Source organism: Nitrosomonas halophila (genome assembly GCF_900107165.1).
Taxonomy (GTDB): domain Bacteria; phylum Pseudomonadota; class Gammaproteobacteria; order Burkholderiales; family Nitrosomonadaceae; genus Nitrosomonas; species Nitrosomonas halophila.
Genome location: NZ_FNOY01000052.1, coordinates 1 through 20,380 on the forward strand (window position 1 = coordinate 1; position 20,380 = coordinate 20,380).

Annotated in this window: 19 protein-coding genes and 1 pseudogene; 8 read left to right on the forward strand and 12 right to left on the reverse strand. The window is 50.5% G+C overall.

The window, feature by feature from the left end:
* Positions 1-582: 582 nt before the first annotated feature.
* The 3 genes from BLV85_RS10880 to mobI all read right to left on the reverse strand — a co-directional run bounded on the left by BLV85_RS10880 (position 583) and on the right by mobI (position 1,856).
* A complete protein-coding gene (locus BLV85_RS10880) occupies positions 583-1,083 on the reverse strand; it encodes a PD-(D/E)XK nuclease family protein (RefSeq protein ID WP_090415081.1) in 501 nt (166 codons plus the stop codon).
* A gap of 4 nt (positions 1,084-1,087) precedes the next feature.
* The gene (locus tag BLV85_RS10885) at positions 1,088-1,510 is read right to left on the reverse strand and encodes a CFI-box-CTERM domain-containing protein (protein ID WP_143032328.1); all 423 of its coding nucleotides are present in this window, start codon (positions 1,508-1,510) and stop codon (positions 1,088-1,090) included.
* Positions 1,511-1,643: 133 nt separating this feature from the next.
* Positions 1,644-1,856, reverse strand: a complete 213-nt coding sequence (mobI, locus tag BLV85_RS10890) for a conjugative transfer protein MobI(A/C) (protein WP_090415086.1) — start codon at positions 1,854-1,856, stop codon at positions 1,644-1,646.
* A 416-nt stretch (positions 1,857-2,272) separates the two neighbouring features.
* Between mobI and BLV85_RS15270 the strand changes: the two genes are divergently transcribed.
* A complete protein-coding gene (locus BLV85_RS15270; protein WP_176974017.1) occupies positions 2,273-2,413 on the forward strand; it encodes a hypothetical protein in 141 nt (46 codons plus the stop codon).
* A gap of 213 nt (positions 2,414-2,626) precedes the next feature.
* On the opposite strand, the gene BLV85_RS10900 is transcribed toward BLV85_RS15270, so the two are convergent.
* Complete coding sequence (locus BLV85_RS10900) at positions 2,627-4,126, reverse strand: hypothetical protein (RefSeq protein WP_245725184.1); 1,500 nt, start codon at positions 4,124-4,126, stop codon at positions 2,627-2,629.
* 93 nt (positions 4,127-4,219) lie between these two features.
* Positions 4,220-4,840 (reverse strand): TIGR00645 family protein, encoded by a 621-nt coding sequence (locus BLV85_RS10905; RefSeq protein ID WP_090415090.1) that lies wholly within the window; start codon positions 4,838-4,840, stop codon positions 4,220-4,222.
* An 873-nt stretch (positions 4,841-5,713) separates the two neighbouring features.
* On the opposite strand from BLV85_RS10905, the gene BLV85_RS10910 reads away from it, so the two are divergent.
* Both BLV85_RS10910 and BLV85_RS10915 read left to right on the forward strand, forming a co-directional pair.
* Complete coding sequence (locus tag BLV85_RS10910; protein ID WP_090415092.1) at positions 5,714-6,163, forward strand: CBS domain-containing protein; 450 nt, start codon at positions 5,714-5,716, stop codon at positions 6,161-6,163.
* Positions 6,164-6,483: 320 nt separating this feature from the next.
* Complete coding sequence (locus BLV85_RS10915; protein ID WP_090415094.1) at positions 6,484-6,873, forward strand: DUF3775 domain-containing protein; 390 nt, start codon at positions 6,484-6,486, stop codon at positions 6,871-6,873.
* Between the two features lie 97 nt (positions 6,874-6,970).
* On the opposite strand, the gene BLV85_RS10920 is transcribed toward BLV85_RS10915, so the two are convergent.
* The 4 genes and pseudogenes from BLV85_RS10920 to BLV85_RS10935 all read right to left on the reverse strand — a co-directional run.
* The gene (locus tag BLV85_RS10920) at positions 6,971-8,533 is read right to left on the reverse strand and encodes a Dyp-type peroxidase (RefSeq protein ID WP_090415097.1); all 1,563 of its coding nucleotides are present in this window, start codon (positions 8,531-8,533) and stop codon (positions 6,971-6,973) included.
* A gap of 12 nt (positions 8,534-8,545) precedes the next feature.
* Positions 8,546-9,247: a hypothetical protein gene (locus tag BLV85_RS10925; protein ID WP_090415098.1), complete on the reverse strand. Its 702-nt coding sequence runs from the start codon at positions 9,245-9,247 to the stop codon at positions 8,546-8,548.
* Positions 9,237-9,941, reverse strand: coding sequence for a hypothetical protein (locus tag BLV85_RS10930; RefSeq protein ID WP_218132819.1), 705 nt, complete (start codon positions 9,939-9,941; stop codon positions 9,237-9,239). The genes BLV85_RS10925 and BLV85_RS10930 overlap by 11 nt, the downstream gene beginning before the upstream one ends.
* Positions 9,942-10,490: 549 nt before the next feature.
* Positions 10,491-11,416: pseudogene (locus BLV85_RS10935) on the reverse strand (IS256 family transposase); the annotation flags it as partial.
* 233 nt (positions 11,417-11,649) lie between these two features.
* Here BLV85_RS10935 and BLV85_RS10940 point away from each other — a divergent pair.
* Complete coding sequence (locus tag BLV85_RS10940; RefSeq protein WP_090415100.1) at positions 11,650-13,431, forward strand: asparagine synthase-related protein; 1,782 nt, start codon at positions 11,650-11,652, stop codon at positions 13,429-13,431.
* Positions 13,432-13,464: 33 nt separating this feature from the next.
* On the opposite strand, the gene BLV85_RS10945 is transcribed toward BLV85_RS10940, so the two are convergent.
* Entirely contained in the window at positions 13,465-14,187 is a 723-nt protein-coding gene (locus BLV85_RS10945) for a class I SAM-dependent methyltransferase (protein ID WP_090415102.1), read from the reverse strand.
* Between the two features lie 370 nt (positions 14,188-14,557).
* Here BLV85_RS10945 and BLV85_RS10950 point away from each other — a divergent pair, with 370 nt between their 5' ends.
* Both BLV85_RS10950 and BLV85_RS10955 read left to right on the forward strand, forming a co-directional pair.
* Complete coding sequence (locus tag BLV85_RS10950; protein ID WP_090415114.1) at positions 14,558-15,550, forward strand: 2-hydroxyacid dehydrogenase; 993 nt, start codon at positions 14,558-14,560, stop codon at positions 15,548-15,550.
* Positions 15,551-15,710: 160 nt separating this feature from the next.
* Positions 15,711-15,896, forward strand: coding sequence for a hypothetical protein (locus BLV85_RS10955; RefSeq protein ID WP_090415104.1), 186 nt, complete (start codon positions 15,711-15,713; stop codon positions 15,894-15,896).
* An 86-nt stretch (positions 15,897-15,982) separates the two neighbouring features.
* On the opposite strand, the gene acs is transcribed toward BLV85_RS10955, so the two are convergent.
* A complete protein-coding gene (gene acs / locus BLV85_RS10960) occupies positions 15,983-18,697 on the reverse strand; it encodes an acetate--CoA ligase alpha subunit (protein ID WP_218132820.1) in 2,715 nt (904 codons plus the stop codon).
* 345 nt (positions 18,698-19,042) lie between these two features.
* Here acs and BLV85_RS10965 point away from each other — a divergent pair, with 345 nt between their 5' ends.
* Together BLV85_RS10965 and BLV85_RS10970 are read left to right on the forward strand one after the other, a co-directional pair.
* Entirely contained in the window at positions 19,043-19,453 is a 411-nt protein-coding gene (locus tag BLV85_RS10965) for a CBS domain-containing protein (RefSeq protein ID WP_090415106.1), read from the forward strand.
* Positions 19,450-19,851, forward strand: coding sequence for a CBS domain-containing protein (locus BLV85_RS10970; protein ID WP_090415109.1), 402 nt, complete (start codon positions 19,450-19,452; stop codon positions 19,849-19,851). The genes BLV85_RS10965 and BLV85_RS10970 overlap by 4 nt, the downstream gene beginning before the upstream one ends.
* 72 nt (positions 19,852-19,923) lie before the next feature.
* Here BLV85_RS10970 and BLV85_RS10975 read toward each other — a convergent pair whose 3' ends face one another.
* The gene (locus tag BLV85_RS10975) at positions 19,924-20,325 is read right to left on the reverse strand and encodes a DUF1731 domain-containing protein (protein WP_090415111.1); all 402 of its coding nucleotides are present in this window, start codon (positions 20,323-20,325) and stop codon (positions 19,924-19,926) included.
* Positions 20,326-20,380 lie beyond the last annotated feature (55 nt).

Genomic DNA, 20,380 nt, shown 5'->3' on the forward strand with positions numbered 1-20,380 from the left:
GGGCAGAGAGCAATGGCCGATGTTATCCGTCAATGACTTGGTAACAGCATTAGCTCATATGCTGCCTCGAAGACAGCTCACAGCCGAGGAATTGGCTGAAATTATTCACAAGCGGCATCAGAGGAGATCCAGCGCAAAGCAGTCTTCTGTCAGGCAAAATAGGGCTTTGGAATAATCTGACAAAGTAGAAGTAAACTTCTTTGTCAGTCAAACAATCCCACAGCAAAGAAATTTCTAATATTTAATTTGCATGCTTCGCCACATGCCAATGGATTTAATTGGGTATTCACATGCAAGCTTGCTCATTCACCGACGGGCATTAAGTGTTGTCCCGATATTCACTTCTCCCAGGAATTAATCATCACGCCACTCCAGGCAACCCAGATCAGTTCGCGCTACCACAACCTTATATGGCAGCCTGGCGTCCGGCTATCGAGAATATATTTCTATGCCGTTATTCTATGCACTTATACTGATTCTTGTCCTAGCCTCCATGAGTGCTCGACTGCAATCTTGTTCGCTCTGTTTCGATTTCATAATATGAGAAGGTTGGAGTGCAATATTAGGAAGCAGCTTTTACCATCAACAAATCATTTGGTGACCACAAGCCTTGCATTTTGGGCCGAACTTTTTCTCGGGCAGTACCCTGCATTCGATAACGTCCAAGTAACGCTCAACCAGGTTCGAACAGCATTCGTCATCCATCAACCACACTTTGATCGCACGGCGCTTACCTGTTTGGCGATTGTTGATTGCGACAAAACCATGCTTGGCAGTGGGCATGCCATTGTGTCTCAGCAGCCATGCCTGCAGGGAGAGCTGGGCGATGTCCGTATCATAAACGTAATAGTTATCGCGATTCTTGCCTTCCACCGGGATATGCAAACCATTTGCCAGCTGATAGACCTGGTCGGGGCGGCCTGTCACAGGATAAGGGCGATTCATTCGCAGATCCTTTTCGATCATCACCACCCTCCCCGCTTTCAGCTCGGCAGGCCGCCAATCGCGGGCAGCCCTGTGCCAGCTCAGAAAGATCCAGCAAACGGCAACGATTGCCAGCGTAGCGGCTATTGATTCGAACATCGTTTTACTTGTTCACTTTTTTATCGAGTACTGCAAGCCACCAATCGAGGCCGGCGCGCGCCAGTGAAACCAGCCAGGCCTGGTGCGCCATCACGCTTACCATGCAAGGCGAAAGCCGGTAATAGCCATACACAAACAAGCAGCCCATTTTCGATTGCAGCAGCACATCATCGCGCCATTTGCGTAATGTCACGGCTTCGATTGAATCGATGCCATAGATGCTGGATGCAATGAAACAGCGTTTGTCGATTGCCGCCCGTTGGCTTTCCATTGCAAAACGCTGATGCTCTAATGTACCCTCGGCTGCCTTCTTCCGGATGGGCAAAGGTGAAGCATCGCCAAGATCGCGATCGAAAATGAGTTTCTGTTCACAATAAACAGCAGCGATGATATCGCTGATACTGTGATAGTGTTTTTTTCTATTCATGACATTACCAATCGACTGGTGCCACTTGGGCAACAAGTAGTACCGTGTCTCATTCAATTTTGTGCCCGACACGACTGGTGTGGGTGAAAATAATATCGTTCCTGGGCGGCATGCGCCATGACGACAGCAGCAATCATTCCTCAACCAGTTCTGCCTGCATGGCGGCAGCCTTTGCGTATCGTATCGAAAACAGCGCCTTGTTCAAGTGAAATGCTTCTCTTCTGATCCAGGCAAGCTCCTTTTCCGTGGCCTGGATGAGTGGCTTCTCCCATTCTTTGGCATAGCCAAATATTCTCGACAACGGATATATGTGAGCCCCCTTGCCTTTCGGGATGTATTTCAGCACCGAGCTCTTGCAAGCAACACCTCAGTCGTCACCCTCGTTTTCCTTGATTCGCGACGCACCCCCTATGCACGCGCATCCAATTCCAAAGCGCAGACCGCGCCAGTTGTGAAATCATTCGGCCAAGGAAAAAGCATGTGAAAATGGCAATGATGAACCGGTGATCAAACCGGCCCGGCGCACCTTCCGCCATCGAACTTTGAGCAAACAGCCATTCCCATCAGCATGAATGGCTTCAAACGAATTTCACTCTTTGTCTGACACAAATCAAAATATTCTGCAAAAAAATAATATATCCTCTTGACAGGCGGATATGAGGATGTTAATAATATAACCGTCTTTCAATAAGAAAGGCTAGCTAGTCATGTATGTTAGAAGATTTATTTTTATGTATTTTTCTATTATAGGAGATTACAAAAATGAAACTCTCACTTTTCTTGGCAGCACTCTTGGTAGCTTCTTCCTTAACCGCCTGCATGGATCCAAAACCAGGGCAATATCCACCCAGCCTCATGATGGAACGGGACTCCATGCCTGACAACATAGAGAATGATGAATAAATCAATGATTCAACAACCATAACCGCCCTTCCAGGGCGGTTATTTCATTCTCAGCGAACAAACAATCACCCTGCCCAAACGAGATTGATTCGATCCTAACCTCATCTCACCTTCTCCGGTGAAAAGCATACAGCTTACACCTTCAAGCCAAAACCATTCAGACTCGCTCAACCAGGCTTACAGCCATTGTCTCAAGCACTTGCTGATGCATGGCTATTTGCCAATTGTGATGATAGGTGCGCCGAGCTGCGTGGTATCGGTAATAGTCATGCGGAACAGGACATAGAGCAACTGGAATGCATTCATGTTCCAATGTGCGTTTGGCCCGGTGGTATTTACCGCATAATAGCGGCCATGGGAACGGACCGACAGTGTATTTTTGGGAAACGACTGGTCCGATACAATCAATTCAAGCGTATTAACTGGATTTTCATCCCGATCAATAGGCGGGGTACGCGGATCTTTCTCGACATGATATTCCGGCTCTTCACCCAGAGAATGGCCGATAAAATTGAGGATGGCATGAAAACTTCTCAGGCGGAAAGACCCCCTGACCGGCCATTCTCCACCAGGATAATCTGGATGAATATCAAAGGCGACATCATTCTCGATCCAGGGGCTGATCAGCTCCTGGATATCCTTACGCTCCTCACAGCACAGGATATCGGGGTCATAGTTGGTGATCAGCACCGGACCCAATGTCTGCTTGCTGAGTATAAAAGTATCGTCCTGCTGATTGTAGCGAACGGTAAATTCCTTCTCCAGCGATTGGAAGCTTTCGCCCGACATCGCGCCTGCCGGCAGCGTCCAACTATGCTCGATCGTCAATGGCTCCGCATAAAGCTGTCCATGATCCTGGATGGCCGCAAGGTGAAGTGCCACACGCCGGAACATTTCATAACCGGCATGATCCAGCGCATCATTATGATAGGTCGCCTGATGTCGGTGCAGCTGTTGACGGCGTTGCGTTCGCAATGCCTGCTCCGGGGTCAAACCGACCCGGTGCTGAGAGTGCCTGTCCGGCGTCTGATCTTCGCTACCCTGCTGCTCGATAAAATCGAGTCGCCGGGATTCGGCGGTTCGCTTGCCGCGATGCCCATGGCCATGCCCCTCACCATCGTCCCGATGATGCCGTCTGGCCTTTGGTTTGATTGCGTGCTGCAACCGCACCTCCTGCGCCATCATCCGCAACAAGAGATCGATATTGAAATGTTGGCGCAACAGCAGCATGAGCTTGCCTTGATGAAACGGCGTCAACAACCGCCTCATAAACTCCTCGCCTTCGATAGGAATGATGCTGAATGTCGGATTCTCCGAGACACTCCCCCCGAACAATGGAAGCAGCATTCCTCCTGAATCCCCGGTCAATGCAGGTGTGGCGCCAGCATTGGCACTGAAATCAAATGTGGCCGCAATATTCGATACTCGCGTGAAATGCACAGGTTGATGATGCTGAGCGCGTGCAATATTGATCAACAGCTGTTTCGATTCAGCATTGACCACCGCATCGTCATAGGCGATAACCGCTCGATTGAGCGATATGGGTGACAAGCAGCCAGTCAATATCAATACGAGCGGCACACACCACAGCAAACGCAGCCATCGATAAGCGAGCAGATTACAATTCGCAGATTTGCTTGAATGTAGCCACGGGCAATTCTCGGCTGGATATGGTGTCTTGCCCGGCAGAAATTCTAGTTTGGGGTCGTTCATAAAATCAGGCAGATTTTCCTATAATGACCCATGATGCGTAAACACACCCTTGCACGATGATTACTGCTGAATATATATGGCGCATGCTTCGGCCTATTTATGGTCCGCCGGCCGGACAGGGCCATGCGCCATGATACGATCACTATACGCGATCGCAATGGCAGACAGCAGGAAAACCAGATGAATGCCAGTCTGGGCAAATATCGTCTTTTCATCATAGGCACTGGCATTGATAAAGGTCTTCAGCAAATGTATGGATGAGATGCCGATAATCGCCGTAGCCAGCTTGACCTTTAACACCGAAGCATTGACATGCGACAACCACTCCGGCTGATCGGGATGGCCTTCCAGATGCATCCGTGAAACAAAAGTTTCGTAGCCACCGATTATCACCATAATAAGCAGATTGGAGATCATCACCACATCGATTAGACCCAGCACGACCAGCATGATGGCTGTTTCAGTCAACGTGGCCGGCCTGGCGCCATCCCTGATTGTCACCGAGTCGAGTATATGTTCAAGCGATGTCGGATTGCCCATCAAGGCGCCAAGCAAATCAACCAGCTCAACCCAGAAATGATAGACATAAATGCACTGCGCGAGGACAAGCCCAAGGTACAACGGCAATTGCAACCAACGCGTCAGAAAAAGAAAATAGGCCACGCGCGGAATGGATCTTCTGGCGACAACCTCTTGATTATCTTTAATTCTCATAGATTTATAACTTATCTTCAATCGTTAAAATTTTGAATCTGAAAGCTTCTACCAGACAATTTGCAGTTCTGGCAGCGCGGGACTGGGCGCAACGGCGTGGAACGGTCCGGCCATGCCAGTTTTTTTGGAATCACGTCATGCACACCGCGCAATACATAGCTGACGGGAAGCAGCAAAATTTGCAGAAAAGATATGCATCATGCGCGGTTTGAAGCCCACGTGATGCCACCTGCCATAATTCCCGGCTAAAATAGCCGGGTATTTTATATGGCCGCAGCAACTTTTTGCGCAAGATTCGCATGCCAATAGCACTGAGGCAAATTCACCGGCTAATGCTGCGATCAGATTCCCACGTAACAGTCCGAGCTGACCACAAGTTGATGCTGCGCAAACGCATCCCGCGCAGGGAGCTCAGACAACAGGTGCCCTCAAGGTGCAATGCCATGCAACACGCCCGGTTTGAAGCACATAATTTCCAGGCAGCCATCGAAAACCATCAACCGGCTTTTCTTGGTCAACTCCTTACGCGTCCATACGTATTTTATTGCCCAGGATTTTTCGTTAGATTGTCATAAGTGAATCTCGATTCGGCGCAGAACACGCAAGGCTCCCAGGAAGCTGTCCGAGAATAGCAATCGTAGCGAGGGCGAAACTGGCTGAGCGGGGTTTTCCGATCATTTGAGGCGAATAGTGGTTCTATTTAACGAAAAGGATCGGAAAATCCGGCCAGCCAGGCTCGTCCGCAGTGGATCAGTCTATTCTCGGACAGCCTCCTAGACAAAATTGCAGTCGGTGATCTGTGCAATCAATTGGTAAAAATGCCATGGATTCCGCTCCATTCCATGAACCAACCATGTCAAGGAGGATTCAATCATGGCTATCGGTGAAATCTGCAGACGTGAAGTTGTCATCATAAAACCCAAGGAAACCGTATTGGAAGCTGCCAAATTGATGCGACAGCATCATGTTGGCAATGTGCTGGTGGTCAGCGAGGATGACAGCCATCGCGTACCGGTTGGTATCGTGACCGACCGTGATCTGGTCGTGGAAATCATCGCCCCGGAACTTGATCCCAGCACGATCACGGTTGGGGATATCATGGCGCCCGATCTGGTCACCATTCAGGAAAATGCCGGCATCTTCGAGGCATTGCAATTTATGCGAGCCAAAGGCGTACGCCGCCTACCGGTGGTGGATAAGGATGGCAAGCTAGCCGGGATCGTCACACTGGATGATCTGCTGGCGCTACTGTCCGAGGAACTGGATGCGCTTAGCAAGCTGATAGCGCTCGAACAACGCAAAGAATCCAATACCCGCCGCTAACGCGCAACCGGTAAATCTCCAAACAGCCGGATCGATTGTATATCTCCGAACTGTTTTCTATGAAGCATAAGGTACGGTAGACAGCGGCATGGGACGTGACTCGCATTCCGCTATCGGAGGCAGATTCCCGGATAACTTCTTAAAGGAGCCGTGAAGGAATAAGTGTGACAATTGGGCGCGTCTGGTAGGATGCAAGGCGAGAGGGGGAGTCATAGCAAGGCTATGGCGACGACGAGTCACGCCGCAGTGCGCCCGCCAGATGCGATCCAAGTGTTACAGTTATTTATGAGCGACTCCAAAGCATGTGCAGGAGAAAAACCATGCTGGACATTAACCCTGAGACCGTTTGCACGATTATCAACAAAGCCCGCCAATTTCACGCCAAGGAACAGGTGGTTATTCCGGAAGATCCGATCAGCCCGAGCGACGATGACTGGGCGATGCAGATTCTGGCCGACCACACCGATGACCTGACTTTCCAAGAAGCACGTGCCAATATCGCAGACTTGGAGCCGGATCAACAGGCACAAATTGTCGCATTGATGTGGATGGGGCGGGGAGATTACGAAGCTGATGAGTGGCAGGAAGCAGTCGAAGCCGCCCAGGACGCCTGGAACGAAAACACCACCGAATACCTCTTTGCGCATCCATACTTGGCTGACCACCTGCTCGAAGGCCTGATCATGCTGGGTTATGACTGCGAGGAATGAGCTGTTCGCGTACTCATCCGGGAAACGGTACAAACATGACATAGTCATGCACCTTACACCGAGCGGCATCGAGCAGCGTTCCCCAGAGAACCCACAATCAGGTAGGATCCACCACGCCTTGGGCAATCATTCTTAATGCGGTCAGACTCGGCACAAAAAAATACTCGCCTCCCCTTGTCTCGATAAAACGAGGAATTTTGCTCAGCATATAGGGTGCCTGATCGCTGTTGGGATCGACCTGCAGCACCGCCTTGCTCGGAAATTTATTATCGGCATTGTGGTTGCCCAGCAAGATTTCCTTGTCGCTGCCTTCCTGAAAATCATTGCCATAATTGATCCATTCCTGCTGCACAAACTCGAATTGGCGATTGATATCCGTGTTGAGCATCATGATGACGATACCGTGGTTCCCGTCATCCCGCGAACGGTCCTTCACTTCACCATAAGGCAAACCCCGGCGCAGGATACGACGGCGATTGGACAACGCACCTGGTGTATCGAACGCATCTTTGTTGAAAATCATCGAACCGGGCTTACTCCCCTTAACCATCTGCAATGAAGCGCGGGGATTGATGCGGCGAATATGCGAACTGAACGGACACTTGGCACCGCTCATGTCGTCATCAAACGTAAAATCGGACAACAGCTTATCCTTGCCTGCCTGATCTGCCGCTGCAAATTCGGCATCGAATTTTTGCTTGCTTTCAGCATCGGGCGCTTTGACCAACGGTGCGCCATTGTCACGCCAGCGGCCAACGAATTTGGCAGCGAGCAACTCCTTACCCCCCGGGTATTTTCTGCCCTGCTCATCCAGATAGGCGTCAAAAGTCGCGACATTCTCATGCAGCTTGCGATACACCATATAAGTCCCGTTACGCGACAGCAATATCGGCTCTGGTGCCGGCGGATATTCCCTGGCTTCATCGATATGGCCCAGCAGAAATTCGCCGGTAGCCAGCGGCGCCCAGCTGCCGTCCTCCAGTTGCTTGCCACGCCCCCGGACGTTCAAATCGTAATTGGGCGCACCCTCAAAGACCGGGTCACCGATACCATCGGTATAACCGAAATGCTCTTTGGCGGTAGGCTGGCCATTTTCCATCACCGCCTTGACATCCTGATAATCATACAATGCGCCATGCTCACCCCGGTGCCCGTTCAAAATCGCCACGGCGTCTCGGTATTGCTTGGCCACACCGGTCAACCAGGCATACCCCTCTTCCAACAGGGCTGGTAAGCGGGCATTGAGCGCGATGAAAATATGTACATCCTTATCCCGATTTTTACGATTCTCGGCCCAGATGGGATCCCAATTTTCCGGCGAACTCGGCCCGTCATCGCCAAGAATATCGCGACGATCCTTCATGCCGGAAATAAACTCCGGGGAAAAGCCGCTCAATGAAGCTCGTGGCAATTCCAGCTGCTTGAGCCCTTGATAGGCGAAGGCGATATTGACTGTCCAATCCGGTTGTTTGATCTGCCCCGGGCCCTCCCCCCATTCAACGGCCGTTGTCACCCGATCGGTCACAGTACCGACAAACTCACGGGCACGTGCAGAATGGCGAATATTGAAAAACACATAACGCGCCATCGGGTAACCGAAACGGCCGTAGGCCCGAATAATATTACCTTGTATATCAAGCAAGTCCAGTTTCTGAGTCACTCTCTCACCCCACTATATTCTGTATTTTCCGGCCGGCCAGGTTGGCTCGGCCAAATTGGTCGGTGCCACACGTTGCATGAAGGCCTGAAAATTACGCCGCAGGGTTGCAGCATCCAGGCCCTGATTTTCAGCTGCAAACTTGGCCAATTCCTGTTTCAGATAAAGCGCCTTCAATTGCTCTTCCAGCGGCTCATCGTTGGAGCCATTGAAAAACAGCGCCGCCGGCAACTGACACTTCTTCATGTAGGTGATAAAAGTATCGGCATCAGTGACCTGCTCAAAGCCATAGCAATAACCCCAGATTTCACGGATCCGGTCGCCAATGGCCCCCCACATACCGCGCAGATAGCCCTCCAGATCGCCGCCTGCCCCCCCATGAAAGTTGCATGAAAACACCAGATAGCGTGACTGCAAATGATCTTCCTTGGGCAAGGCATTGCGCCGGGTCCGGTCCGGCACCACCGGCAACAAATCGCTCAATGTATCCAGGAAACCCGCGCCCGGCAAAGATTCGGTATACACGTCATCCAGCACAAAGAAACGGCACAGATAGGTTTGTGGCACCTTTGCCATCGGGCTGTTATGTTCCATGTTCCAGCCCTGCAGCCGGTCGCGGATCAAATCCGCATAGGCGATCTCGTCCGGCGTATAGCCATCCTTGATCGGCGAGAGAATAGTGAGCGCGTAAGCATTGCCACTGATATTACCTGTCATGATTTTGCCCTCCCTGCGCAGCTTGTTGAGCGGCGATTTCCTTCTGCAGACTGCCATCATGCCAACGCTTGCGGCGTTCCACCTGATAGGCAGACATGCTGACAATCGGGGTCGGATGCATGGCGCCCAGATCATGCTGCAAGCCCCGCAGCAGCGCGTTGTAACGCTGCAAAAAATTATCGTCACTTTCATCGTCCGCTGACTGACACTGAAACTGGATCAGCGCATCCTTGACCGCTTTGGCGCTTTTGACATCGTTGGAGGTCGCCAGCGGATAAGCATTGTAGTAATGAATGGTTTCTATCTGGTTATAGCGGATGTAATGATGAAATGGCGTCAATGCGACGGATTTGGGGTAGCGGATATTCCACTTCCAGAACAAATCCAGCCCGCCTGGAATCGCAAACGTGAACGAATCGACATATTGGTCCCAGCTGCCATTAAAATTGCTGAAGAACAGCATGTAGGAATAATGCAGTTTTTCTTTGGGCTGACTGGAATCAAGGTGCGGAAACTGGTTCTTGCCGATAATGACCCAGCGCGCATAGTGAATCAACGACAATGTAATCAAACCCCGCAAGGTTGAAGGCCTCTTCAAGGCAATCCAAAAGATCAGCTTGTTCAGCCATGCGGTCGTCCAGCGGATCGGCGTGATCACGTTCATGGCATAGGCTTTGCCGGCAATATTCGACATGCTTATTCCCTATAAAAAAGTGAAAGACACAAAAAAATGCAAACGCTTTGCAGATGCAGAAATGATTTAGAGCTTTACCATGATAGCCGATTCATGACATTGGTTCATATTTTATGCATACGTAATGAAAGATCCATGAACTGGGACCCAGCAACAATTGGCTAAAGTAGGTGGATGAGCCTCACTCAAAAAGACATTGAGTGACTATTCAATTGAGCATCGCCTGATTCTAGGGCTACCAGGTGCCAACCAATCAAATCAATATCGCTGCTTTAGTCTTGCTTATTCACTCTTACGCGCAATGGTCAACGGCTTTATACTCACTGGTTAATTTGCAAGGTGCACAGCCCAAAGGTAATAGAAATATTACCTTCTACTTTTAGTGCAGACGAGCCTGTCAGAATAACTGGTTATAAGCAAAGTGAAATTTTTGAATTTACACCCCGGGAACAAACACCTTTCCATACACAGAGGAAATAGCCGCGGTCGAGAAAACAAGCTTTTTCTTTGACAAACAGCGACGCCATGGCGATGGTCAATATTGTTGTCGCAGTTTTTTGTTTTGGCTGTCCTCAGTCTGACGGTAGCAAGTACCGATTCAACCGGATTGGTCGTTCTGATATGCTGTCAGTTTTCTGCAGGATAATCGTAGAAAGCCAGCATGGAACCCTTGTCCTTTGCTAGGCATGCCATCGCCTCGGGATATTTCGGGCTGAAACGTTCAATGCAGTGATCGAATGCTGCATAAGCTTGTTCCCGTGTTTCCGCCTGCCAGATATTATCCAGAGCTTCCTTGACCTTGGGCTGCATGGTCTTGGGCAGTTTCTCCAGTACATTAGCGGTTTTATGCACCCAGCAGCGTTGCGGATCGGTCTGGGGCCAGCATTTTGCAACGGCTTTCCAGAAACCCAGCGCGCCATCGCCGATAGCCAGTTTGGGCGGATCTTTCAGGCCACGCTGCTGCAAACCCATCAATACTTCTGTCCAGCTTGCTTCCGACTCGCGATAGCCATCCGACAACGCCAGCAATTCCTTGCGCCCCGTTTCATCAGAACCAATAATCGCCAAAAGACATAATCGATCATCCATTCTGACCGTACTGTAGACCCCATCCGCCCAGACATAGACATAACGCTTGTTACTCAAATCACGCCGGCTCCAGTCCCGGTAGTCCTGCTCCCATTGCTGCTTCAAGCGGCTGATCGTCGCCGGTGACAATCCTGGCGCATCCGGTCCCAGCAAGTGTTTCAGCGTTTCGCTACCCGGCTTGAATCGTACGCTCAGGCAGATAGCCATTTCTGACTACGGCCCCTTTACCTTCAGCAGTTCTTAAACCGCCATGCTGATCGATAAAACTGGCTACCTCCGATTCAATCGCTGCTGCCAGCATCTTACGTGCGCCATCCCGCAGCACTTCCTTCTAGCGGATCATTTTGTCCTGGATCGTTCAGTTCTAAAACATTATCATCTGTCACTGCGGCGTTTCCTTTACATTGGTTGATCTGGCGAGATCTTTACCAACAGGTTACACCGCTTTCCTCTCCCTTGTCATGCACCAGAAATGATCATACGTCATACTTATCAGCGACAATGCATCGCCGCAATGGATATAACGTTGAAGACGAGGATGGGTCTATAACGGAAACTTCCGGACAGCTTCTAATATTCCAGAATATTCACAAAGTTTTTAATTACGAGAGAGAATCTGATGACGATTTTTGCAGGCGTTTTTATGCGTCGGCCTGGTCAATCCATACCTACCGAGCTTATCAATGAATTGAGATCTTCCATTTCTCGCCATCCTGACGATGCAAGCAACGTGCTGGAATATTCAGACGACAGGATCTGCCTATTGAAGACCGATATCGGGGCACTGGGTGAACCAGGTGAATTTTACAAAACCAGTATTACTGCATTCATTGCTGGCGATCCCATACTACAGAACGGGAATGATGCCGCACCTTTGCCACGAAAAGAAAGCCTGCAAATGATTGCAAATGATTTAGTAACCGGAAAACAGGATGTTTTACGTTTATGTCGGGGAATCTACTGCGCGCTCGCCTACGACAAAACTCGTCAGAAACTACATTTGATAACTGACAAGCTCGGCGTGAGGCCAATTTATATTTGGGTGCTACCCGATTGCATTATTTTTTCCACTGCATTACGAATACTGGAAGCAATATCCTTGTTTGGAAAAACAGTAGATCCTCAGGGCGTAGCAGAGATAGCTTGCTTTGGCTATCCACTTTCAGATCGTTCGCCTTATGAAAATATTTATACACTTCATGCTGGAGAAATCTGGAGTTACGGCATAAATGAATTTGAACGCCAACGATATTGGCGTTGGGACAGCTTGCCAGAATCGACAAAATTCAAGGCAATTCCGGATGAAAAACTACCTGAACGACTTTACAGAATATTCATGGATGCCATTAGTATTCGATTACGAAAACAAAAAACAGTAGCTGCCTTTTTAAGTGGTGGCCTAGATTCGCGTGCAGTGGTTGCAGCGCTGCAAGCTTCGGGTGTGAACGTATTTACCGCAAATTTTAGCACCCCCGGTAGTCAAGATTATGTATTCAGCCAGCTTGCTGCCAAGCAAATCGGTGTGGCACATTTTTCTCATCTTCAATTTCGCCCTCTCGTCGGGGGAGATCCCTACGGTAAAGCTGCGGTACGAGAATGGTTGAACTCGGCTGAGTTTCTTAATCAAGATCCGCAACGTCCGAGCGTGGTTTGGTCAGGTGATGGAGGCAGCGTTGGTCTAGGACATGTCTATCTGAATACAGATATTGTTCAAGCCGCGTGTGCACATGATTTTAAAAAAGCTGTCACATCATTCATGACGTATAACCAATGGGGCACCTCTACCAAGCTTTTCAACTCGAGTTTTGGAAGCACGTTTGTCACGTTAATCAATAAGGGCATACAAGCGGAAATCGAGTCTATTCAGTCAGCAGATCCGAGCCGTATTGTTTACCTGTTTCTCTTGCTTAATGACCAGCGCCGACATATGTTCAATCATTTTGAGAATATGGATTTAACGCGCATTGAATTTGAAGAACCTTTTTATGACTCTGATTTTATAGAAGAAATAGTTCGACACCCAATAGATCCATTCTTGTACCACAATTTTTATTTGGAGTGGCTAAAATGCTTTCCACGGAATTTGGGCGTTTTGGAAGTGCCATGGCAGGCATACCCAAACCATAAACCCTGCTTACTTCCTCAACCAGATGGGTTAAGTTACCAATGGGATAGAAAAATATCTTCTGAACAGATTAAAAAGAGAAGGCATACCGCTTTGCAAAAGGCCAAGATTTTGCTCAACGAATCCAGGTTCTCCAAAAAATACCTTAATATAGGATATATGCGCTTATTTATGTTGTTGATGAGACTAGGCAAAGTCGACCGCTCATATTGGGTGCATGCCCCTTCGGTGTTACATCGCTACTGGTCAAGAGCTGATTCAATAAAATTAAAATAAATAGCGAAATCAATATGTTAAAATTATATTTGTTTATAACGAATTATCAGTTCGCTGTTGATGAGTAACTTGGGAAAGTATGTTTGCTAGCTCATCATGAGTATATTTCTGGATATTGTTCTGAGCGTATGCAAACAAGATGGGAATCTCAAAGTTATCATCTTTCATACTTTCAATGAATACCGAACGGAAGCAAGTAGAAAGCTCCTTCATGAGGCTATTTTTATTAAACTTAACAACATGACTAGGCTCATCTATCGGCCCCAGGCAGTTGTCAGGAACAAAAATTATCAATGATCCAGATGGTTTAAGAATTTTCTGTAAACCACTTAAAAATTTTTGACGGCGTATAATGTGCTCAAGCACTTGGGATGCGATGACCACATCATATTGCTGGCCAAGCTTAGGAAGATCAGGTAATACCGCATGATGCATCGTGATGCCATGTTTACCCAGAACCTCGACAGCACGCTTGGAAATATCGAGCCCCTCCAAGTGTGCATAGCTATTCTCTTTTAGATATCTCAGTAGTGAGCCTGTCCCAGAGCCAACATCCAGTATTCGATCTGCTGGGGATGTCAGAGCTTTTATTAATCTATTTTTAGTTGGCCAGTCACGGTTACCAGATTGCCAACTCTGGTCAAAAGCATTATCCCAATATTCTTCCGATTTATGCTGGTTACGCAAATTGACCAGTAGGTGATAACCAAGTGGAAAATTCTCGGAAAAAAAAGACTTCACACGCCATGGAATCATGTCATCACTCTGCAGTTATATACTTTCTCAGAACTAACCCATATTTGTTTCTCTAATACGGGCTGCGCTTATGCTATAAATTAACATCTTACAACTTAAGGCAAGCGCCGTCGATATTTTCCAGATCCTAATTCCATGCTATCCCCCTGTGCCAGAATAGTTATCAAGAAGTGGTTCCCTATTTTTGGACAAGTGGCTTAGGAGTTATTTCACATTCATCAACCTGCCTGTGACAGTCCGAAACATGACGGTTAAGGTGCTCAAAATAACCATGCAGTCGGACGTGATCAACAACATATTTGACAATGTCCTGTGCTTTTCATACATTGCTTTCTATAGCACGATTCTCCACTCATGTTTACAAACATCTATGCGCGCGGTTTTTCTTGATTTCAGTTCCGTTACCCGTGGTGATCTGGATTTAACCACACTCGAGCAGGCCATCTCCCCCTGGCAATTCCATGACGAGACCTACCAGGCGCAGGTCGCGGAGCGGATCAAGGATGCGGAAATCGTGATCAGCAACAAAACCATGCTGAACCGCCCGGCCATTTCTGCCGCAAACCGTCTGAAATTGATTTGTGTGGCCGCCACCGGCTATAACAATGTCGATCTGGTGGCCGCTGCTGAGCACAATATTCCGGTATGCAATGTACGAGGCTACGCCACCCCTTCCGTGGTGCAGCATGTTTTCATGCTGATGCTGAACCTCACCCGCCGCTTCGTGGAATATCAGCAGCTGGTAAGAAATGGTGGCTGGCAAACCAGCCCGTTTTTTTGTCCGTTGGACTTTGGAATAGAAGAGTTGACAGGCAAGCGGCTCGGCATTATCGGATATGGCGAACTGGGCAAGGCCGTCGGCAAGGTCGCGCAGGCATTCGGCATGCAATTGTTGATTGCCGAACACAAAAACACCTCCGCCGCCCTCATCCGGCCCGGGCGGCGGGACTTTGATGCAGTCCTCAGTCAGTCCGATTTCATTAGCTTGCACTGCCCACTTTCCGAAGAAACCCGAGACCTGATCAGCCACACGGAGTTCGCGCTGATGAAGCCCACGGCCTATCTGATCAATACCGCGCGCGGCGGCCTGGTGAATGAAACCGATCTGCTGCAATGCCTGTCGGCCAACCGCATTGCCGGCGCAGGCATCGATGTATTGCAAGAGGAGCCGCCGGTCCATGGCAACATTCTGCTGGACTACCCACACCCCAATCTGATTATCACACCGCATACCGCCTGGGCCAGCAGGGAATCCAGACAGCGCCTGCTCGATCTGCTCGCCGATAACATTCGCAACTTCCTGCAGGGCAAACCCTTCAATCAAATCACGGATGCGCTCGGCACATCCACGGCACACAAGTAAGGAGCCGTGAAGGAATAAGTGTGACAATTGGGCGCGTCTGGTGGGATGCAAGGCGAGAGGAGGAGTCATAGCAAGGCTATGGCGACGACGAGTAGCGCCGCATGCGCCCGCCAGATGCGATCCAAGTGTTACAGTTATTTATGAGCGGCTCCTAAGCATCATGTTGCCGCCGCCTGACGTCAACGCCATGACCCAGGAAACATGCCGCCAGCAAACAGACGTCGCCCATGCAGCAAGCCAGACCACAACCCTGACATTGGGCCTATCACTGGCGCCAGGAGGCTGTCCGAGAATAGCGATCGTAGCGAGAGCAAAGCTGACTGAGCGGGATTTTTCGATCATTTGAGGCGAATAGTTGTTCTATTCAACATCAGTGGTGGGGCGGGTAATGGCAATGCCGGGACAGCTAAATCGCAATCGAAGACAGCCACCTCATATCGGCTGGAAAGGCAGCTCGGCAGCAAAGGGCATGGCATTTTCCAGATCCAGCTCCGCATGGAAGGTTTCGCGATCCTCCCGGGTCATTTTGAAACCCCGCTTTTCGAGCATATGGATCATGCGCTGGTTGCTGGCCAGCATGGTGGCATAGATCCTGGCGATGCCTTTGTCACGCGCGATCTCCAGAATATAGTCGGTCATGTTGCTGCCGATTTCCAGTCCCTGCCAGTGATCCGCGACCACGATGGCATATTCGGCACTTTCGCCCCAGGCGTCCGCAATGATGCGCACCACACCGGCCATGTGCTTCTGGCCATCCTGTTGAATTTCAGCCACGATCGCCATTTCACGGTCGTAATCGATATGTGTGAAACGGGTCAGAAAATTGTGATCGACCCGGGGCACATAGCCGAAGAAACGAAAAGCGATGCTTTCATCGGACAGGTTTTCGAACATCCGGGTTTCCAACGGCTCATCCTCCGGCCGGATCGGGCGCAGGACAGCATCCATGCCATTTCTCAGTTTGATATGCTTGGTATATTTGCCAGGATAGGGCGAAATGACCAGATGGTCGTGCGGATGCCCCCTGCGACGGGGCTGGAAGGGATCCAGTACCACCCGGGCGTCAAGCGCAATGCCGGATTCATGATCGGCAACATAGGGATTGATGTCGACCTCCCTGATTTCCGGGAAATCGACCAGCAGGTGCGAAAACTTGGTAAGCGTAAAGGCGAGATCCTCCAGATCCACACCAGGCAAATTGCGATACCCCTTGAGCAGCGGGAAAATGCGGATCCCCTCGATGATACGGTAAGCCAAGCGCATATTGAGCGGCGGCAAGCCAAGCTGGGTGTCACGCAGCACTTCGACCGCCACGCCACCGCTGCCGAATGCGATCACCGGCCCAAAAATCGGATCCTTTTTAGCCCCTATCAGCAATTCAAAAGGCTTTTTCACCATGGCCTCGATCAGCACACCGTGAATAACGGCCTCAGGCATATGCCCCAGCACGGACGTCATCAGCGCCTGGTAGGCGGCCTTGGCAGCGACCCGGTCTGGGATATTGAGTTTCACCCCGCCGACATCGGTTTTATGCAACACATCGGGCGAAACAATTTTCATTGCAACTGGAAAGCCAATCCGGGCCGCAAACTCGGCGGCCTCTTCTTCGGAAGAGGCCAGCTTGCCGGCCCCGGTGGGAATGGCATAACATGCCAGCAGCGCCTTGGCCTCATTCTCGGTGAGATGCTTGCGACTCTCCGACAACGCCTGGCGAATGAGACGCCAGGCAGCATCCTTGCGCGGCGTAAACTGCTGTGGCGCCTCCTCCGGAGTCTCGTAGAGCAATTCCAGATTGCGCGAGTAAAGCCACATTTTCAAGAAGACATCCACCGCGCTCTCGGGGTAGCGATAGTTGGGAATCTTGCCAGCTTCCAATACCTGGCGCGCCTCGGCCACGTCGCTCTCGCCCATCCACACGGCCAGCACCGGTTTGTGATAGTTGGCGGCAATCTTCACGGCCGCACGCGCCGTATCGACAGGCTGGGTGACTGCCTGCGTGGTCAATATGGCCAACACGCCATCAACATGGCTATCCGCCAGACAGGCATCCAACGCCTTGTGATAGGTTTCGGCATCCGCATCCCCCAGCACATCGACCGGATTGCCGTGGCTCCAGCTCGGCGGTAGGCATTCGTCGAGCCGCTGCATGGTCTTCTCAGATAGCTGCGCCAGACGGCCACCCCGAGTAATGAGATAATCAGTCGACAGCACACCCGGGCCGCCCGCATTGGTCACAATTGCCAGCCGGTTGCCCTTGGGGCGCGGCTGCATGGCCAACGCCTGAGCGCAGTTGAACAATTGGGCGATGGTATCCACCCGGATGATGCCGGCACGTTGAAAGGCAGCATCGAACGCGGCGTCGTTGCCGGCAATCGACCCAGTGTGCGACAAGGTCGCCCTGCCACCTTCCTGACTCTTGCCAGCCTTGAGGATAATGATCGGTTTGGAGCGGGCAAAAGCGCGCGCCGCACTCATGAATTTGCGCGCGTCCTTGAGGGTTTCCATATAGATCAGAATGGAAGAAGTGGCTGCATCCATCCCGAAATAGTCGATCAATTCCGCAAATCCCACATCCACCATCGAACCGATGGAAACAAAATGACTGAAGCCCACGTTCTGATCCTGCGCCCAGTCAAGAATCGATGTGCACAAGGCGCCGCTCTGAGAAATGAACGCGATGTTGCCCTTGCCCGCCATTTTGGTGGCAAAGCTGGCATTGATGCCGAGTTCCGAGCTGATAAAACCGAGACAATTGGGACCGATAATACGCATGCCATACTTCTGGCAGGAAGCGAGAATCTGCGCCAGCATCTGCTGACCCGCCTCACCGGCTTCCTTGAACCCGGCGGTGATAATCAACAGCCCACCCACACCGGCCTCGCCGCATTCCTCCACAACCTGCGGAACAGTGCGCGCAGGCGTAGCGATGATGGCCAGGTCCGCTTGCTCGGACAACTGCTTGATATTCTTGTGGGCAGGAACGCCCAGAACCGTCTTGCGCTTTGGATTGACAGGATAGATCTTGCCCTTGAAACCGCCGTTGAACAGGTTGTTCATCATGGCCGCGCCCACGGAACCTTCTTTCTCGGAAGCGCCGATAAAGGCAATCACTTTCGGTTTGAATATGCTGTCCAGTTGTTTTTTCACAATAGCCTATGGGGTTGAGCAGATTACAATGGATCATATGCCTATGAACTGTCACCAGCTTCAGAGAGGCATGCAATGCACCTTATATGCATTCAGCAGGATGTACAGATGGCACCACAATAAGACTTTTATTGCCAGCAGACAAGAGTGGCCACTTTAAACCTCACCCCAACTCTGTACCAACCGCTCTGTCACAAACACCCCCGGTAGATGCAACCCTTTCAAATCACGGCATAAAGCCAGACTGTTGCGATATTGTGAAAACGGCAGACAGCAGGTTTGCCTTCCTTAGCACTCTGTGATCTGGTATAAATCAGTTCAATTGGCTGAGCTCGGGAGGCTCTTATGAAAACAAAGCTGGAAATTCCAGTCGAAATGCACACCACACTTCATCCGGTGACGGCGCGTGAGGACAGCTCGATCGATGAAATGAAAACACTGATGCAGCAGCATCATGTGCGCCATCTTCCTATCGTCTCCGCCGGGAAAGTGGTTGGGATAGTGAGTGATCGCGATTTGAAGATGGCTGCGGCCCTGAATCTCAACGAGAAAAACCTGATAAAGGCTGCGGATCTCATGACACTGGAAGTGGCAACCTTCCACCGTGCAACCCCCCTTCAGAAAGTCGCGCTGGAAATGGCCGAGAAAAAGATAGGCAGCGTGCTGGTGAATGATGACAAAGGTGAACTGCTGGGTATTTTCACAGCCACCGATGCGTTGCATGCCCTGATTAAAATTATGCGAGGTGAAAAATGACAAAGATTCAGGCGCTCATGACCCCCATGCCTAAAACCATAGGTTTTGACATTTCAATCGAAAAGGCACAGGCAATGATGAAGGAATATGGCTGCCGCCATCTACCAGTACTCAATGGCGGCAAACTGGTCGGCGTACTCAGCGACCGGGATCTCCTGATGGCCCGCCAGGGTTCGAAAGATGGCCAGAACGAGCAACGGGTCAAGGACCTCATGACCGACGAACCCTATGTCATCGACCCTTCCGCCGACATTGGCACAGCGATTCAGGAAATGTTGAACCATAAAATCAACAGCCTTATCGTGCGGGCCGAGGGCGATCAACCCTGGGGTATTCTTACCTCGACCGATCTGCTGCGCCATGTCATACAAAGAGACTTGGGCGCACAAACCGCCTAGGAGATAGACATCACTCACTCATCCTGAGTGCCTTAAGCCTTTTTCACACCAGACAAGCCTGGCGCTTAGGGCTTAGGGCTTGTCTTGCCCAACCAGATCGGCCAGCGCTGCCGGCAAGTCGGCATACTGGAACTTGAAATCATATTCCTGTAACAACCGGGCAGGTACGACATGGTAGCTGTTCAGCGCCAGCGCTGCAGCTTCACCAAGCACCAGCTTAAGTACCCAGGCCGGCACCGGCAAAAAGGCCGGCCGGTGCAATGCCTGACCCAAGGCAGCAGCGAATGCGTGGTAGCGCACTGGATTGGGCGCAACCGCATTGATCGGGCCATGATAGCGGCTATCCAAGACTGCAGCCAGGAACACCCCGACCAGATCATCAATATGTATCCACGGCAGCCACTGGCGGCCATCGCCCACCGGCCCACCCAAACCTAGTACCCAAAGCTTGAAATATATCGGATAATTTGCCATTTTTTTGATTGAACAAGCAAAAATTGCATGGCCCGCCCTTTATTCCCACTGACGC

What these genes read in the sequence shown, in the direction of transcription:
- BLV85_RS10910 (WP_090415092.1), top strand. Translation starts at nt 5,714, where the DNA reads ATGGCTATCGGTGAAATCTGCAGACGTGAAGTTGTCATCATAAAACCC.
- BLV85_RS10885 (WP_143032328.1), bottom strand. Translation starts at nt 1,510, where the DNA reads ATGAATAGAAAAAAACACTATCACAGTATCAGCGATATCATCGCTGCT.
- BLV85_RS10975 (WP_090415111.1), bottom strand. Translation starts at nt 20,325, where the DNA reads ATGGCAAATTATCCGATATATTTCAAGCTTTGGGTACTAGGTTTGGGT.
- BLV85_RS10950 (WP_090415114.1), top strand. Translation starts at nt 14,558, where the DNA reads ATGCGCGCGGTTTTTCTTGATTTCAGTTCCGTTACCCGTGGTGATCTG.
- BLV85_RS10880 (WP_090415081.1), bottom strand. Translation starts at nt 1,083, where the DNA reads ATGTTCGAATCAATAGCCGCTACGCTGGCAATCGTTGCCGTTTGCTGG.
- BLV85_RS15270 (WP_176974017.1), top strand. Translation starts at nt 2,273, where the DNA reads ATGAAACTCTCACTTTTCTTGGCAGCACTCTTGGTAGCTTCTTCCTTA.
- BLV85_RS10965 (WP_090415106.1), top strand. Translation starts at nt 19,043, where the DNA reads ATGAAAACAAAGCTGGAAATTCCAGTCGAAATGCACACCACACTTCAT.
- BLV85_RS10940 (WP_090415100.1), top strand. Translation starts at nt 11,650, where the DNA reads ATGACGATTTTTGCAGGCGTTTTTATGCGTCGGCCTGGTCAATCCATA.
- BLV85_RS10915 (WP_090415094.1), top strand. Translation starts at nt 6,484, where the DNA reads ATGCTGGACATTAACCCTGAGACCGTTTGCACGATTATCAACAAAGCC.
- BLV85_RS10945 (WP_090415102.1), bottom strand. Translation starts at nt 14,187, where the DNA reads ATGATTCCATGGCGTGTGAAGTCTTTTTTTTCCGAGAATTTTCCACTT.
- BLV85_RS10900 (WP_245725184.1), bottom strand. Translation starts at nt 4,126, where the DNA reads ATGAACGACCCCAAACTAGAATTTCTGCCGGGCAAGACACCATATCCA.
- BLV85_RS10970 (WP_090415109.1), top strand. Translation starts at nt 19,450, where the DNA reads ATGACAAAGATTCAGGCGCTCATGACCCCCATGCCTAAAACCATAGGT.
- BLV85_RS10905 (WP_090415090.1), bottom strand. Translation starts at nt 4,840, where the DNA reads ATGAGAATTAAAGATAATCAAGAGGTTGTCGCCAGAAGATCCATTCCG.
- BLV85_RS10930 (WP_218132819.1), bottom strand. Translation starts at nt 9,941, where the DNA reads ATGTCGAATATTGCCGGCAAAGCCTATGCCATGAACGTGATCACGCCG.
- BLV85_RS10925 (WP_090415098.1), bottom strand. Translation starts at nt 9,247, where the DNA reads ATGACAGGTAATATCAGTGGCAATGCTTACGCGCTCACTATTCTCTCG.
- BLV85_RS10955 (WP_090415104.1), top strand. Translation starts at nt 15,711, where the DNA reads ATGTTGCCGCCGCCTGACGTCAACGCCATGACCCAGGAAACATGCCGC.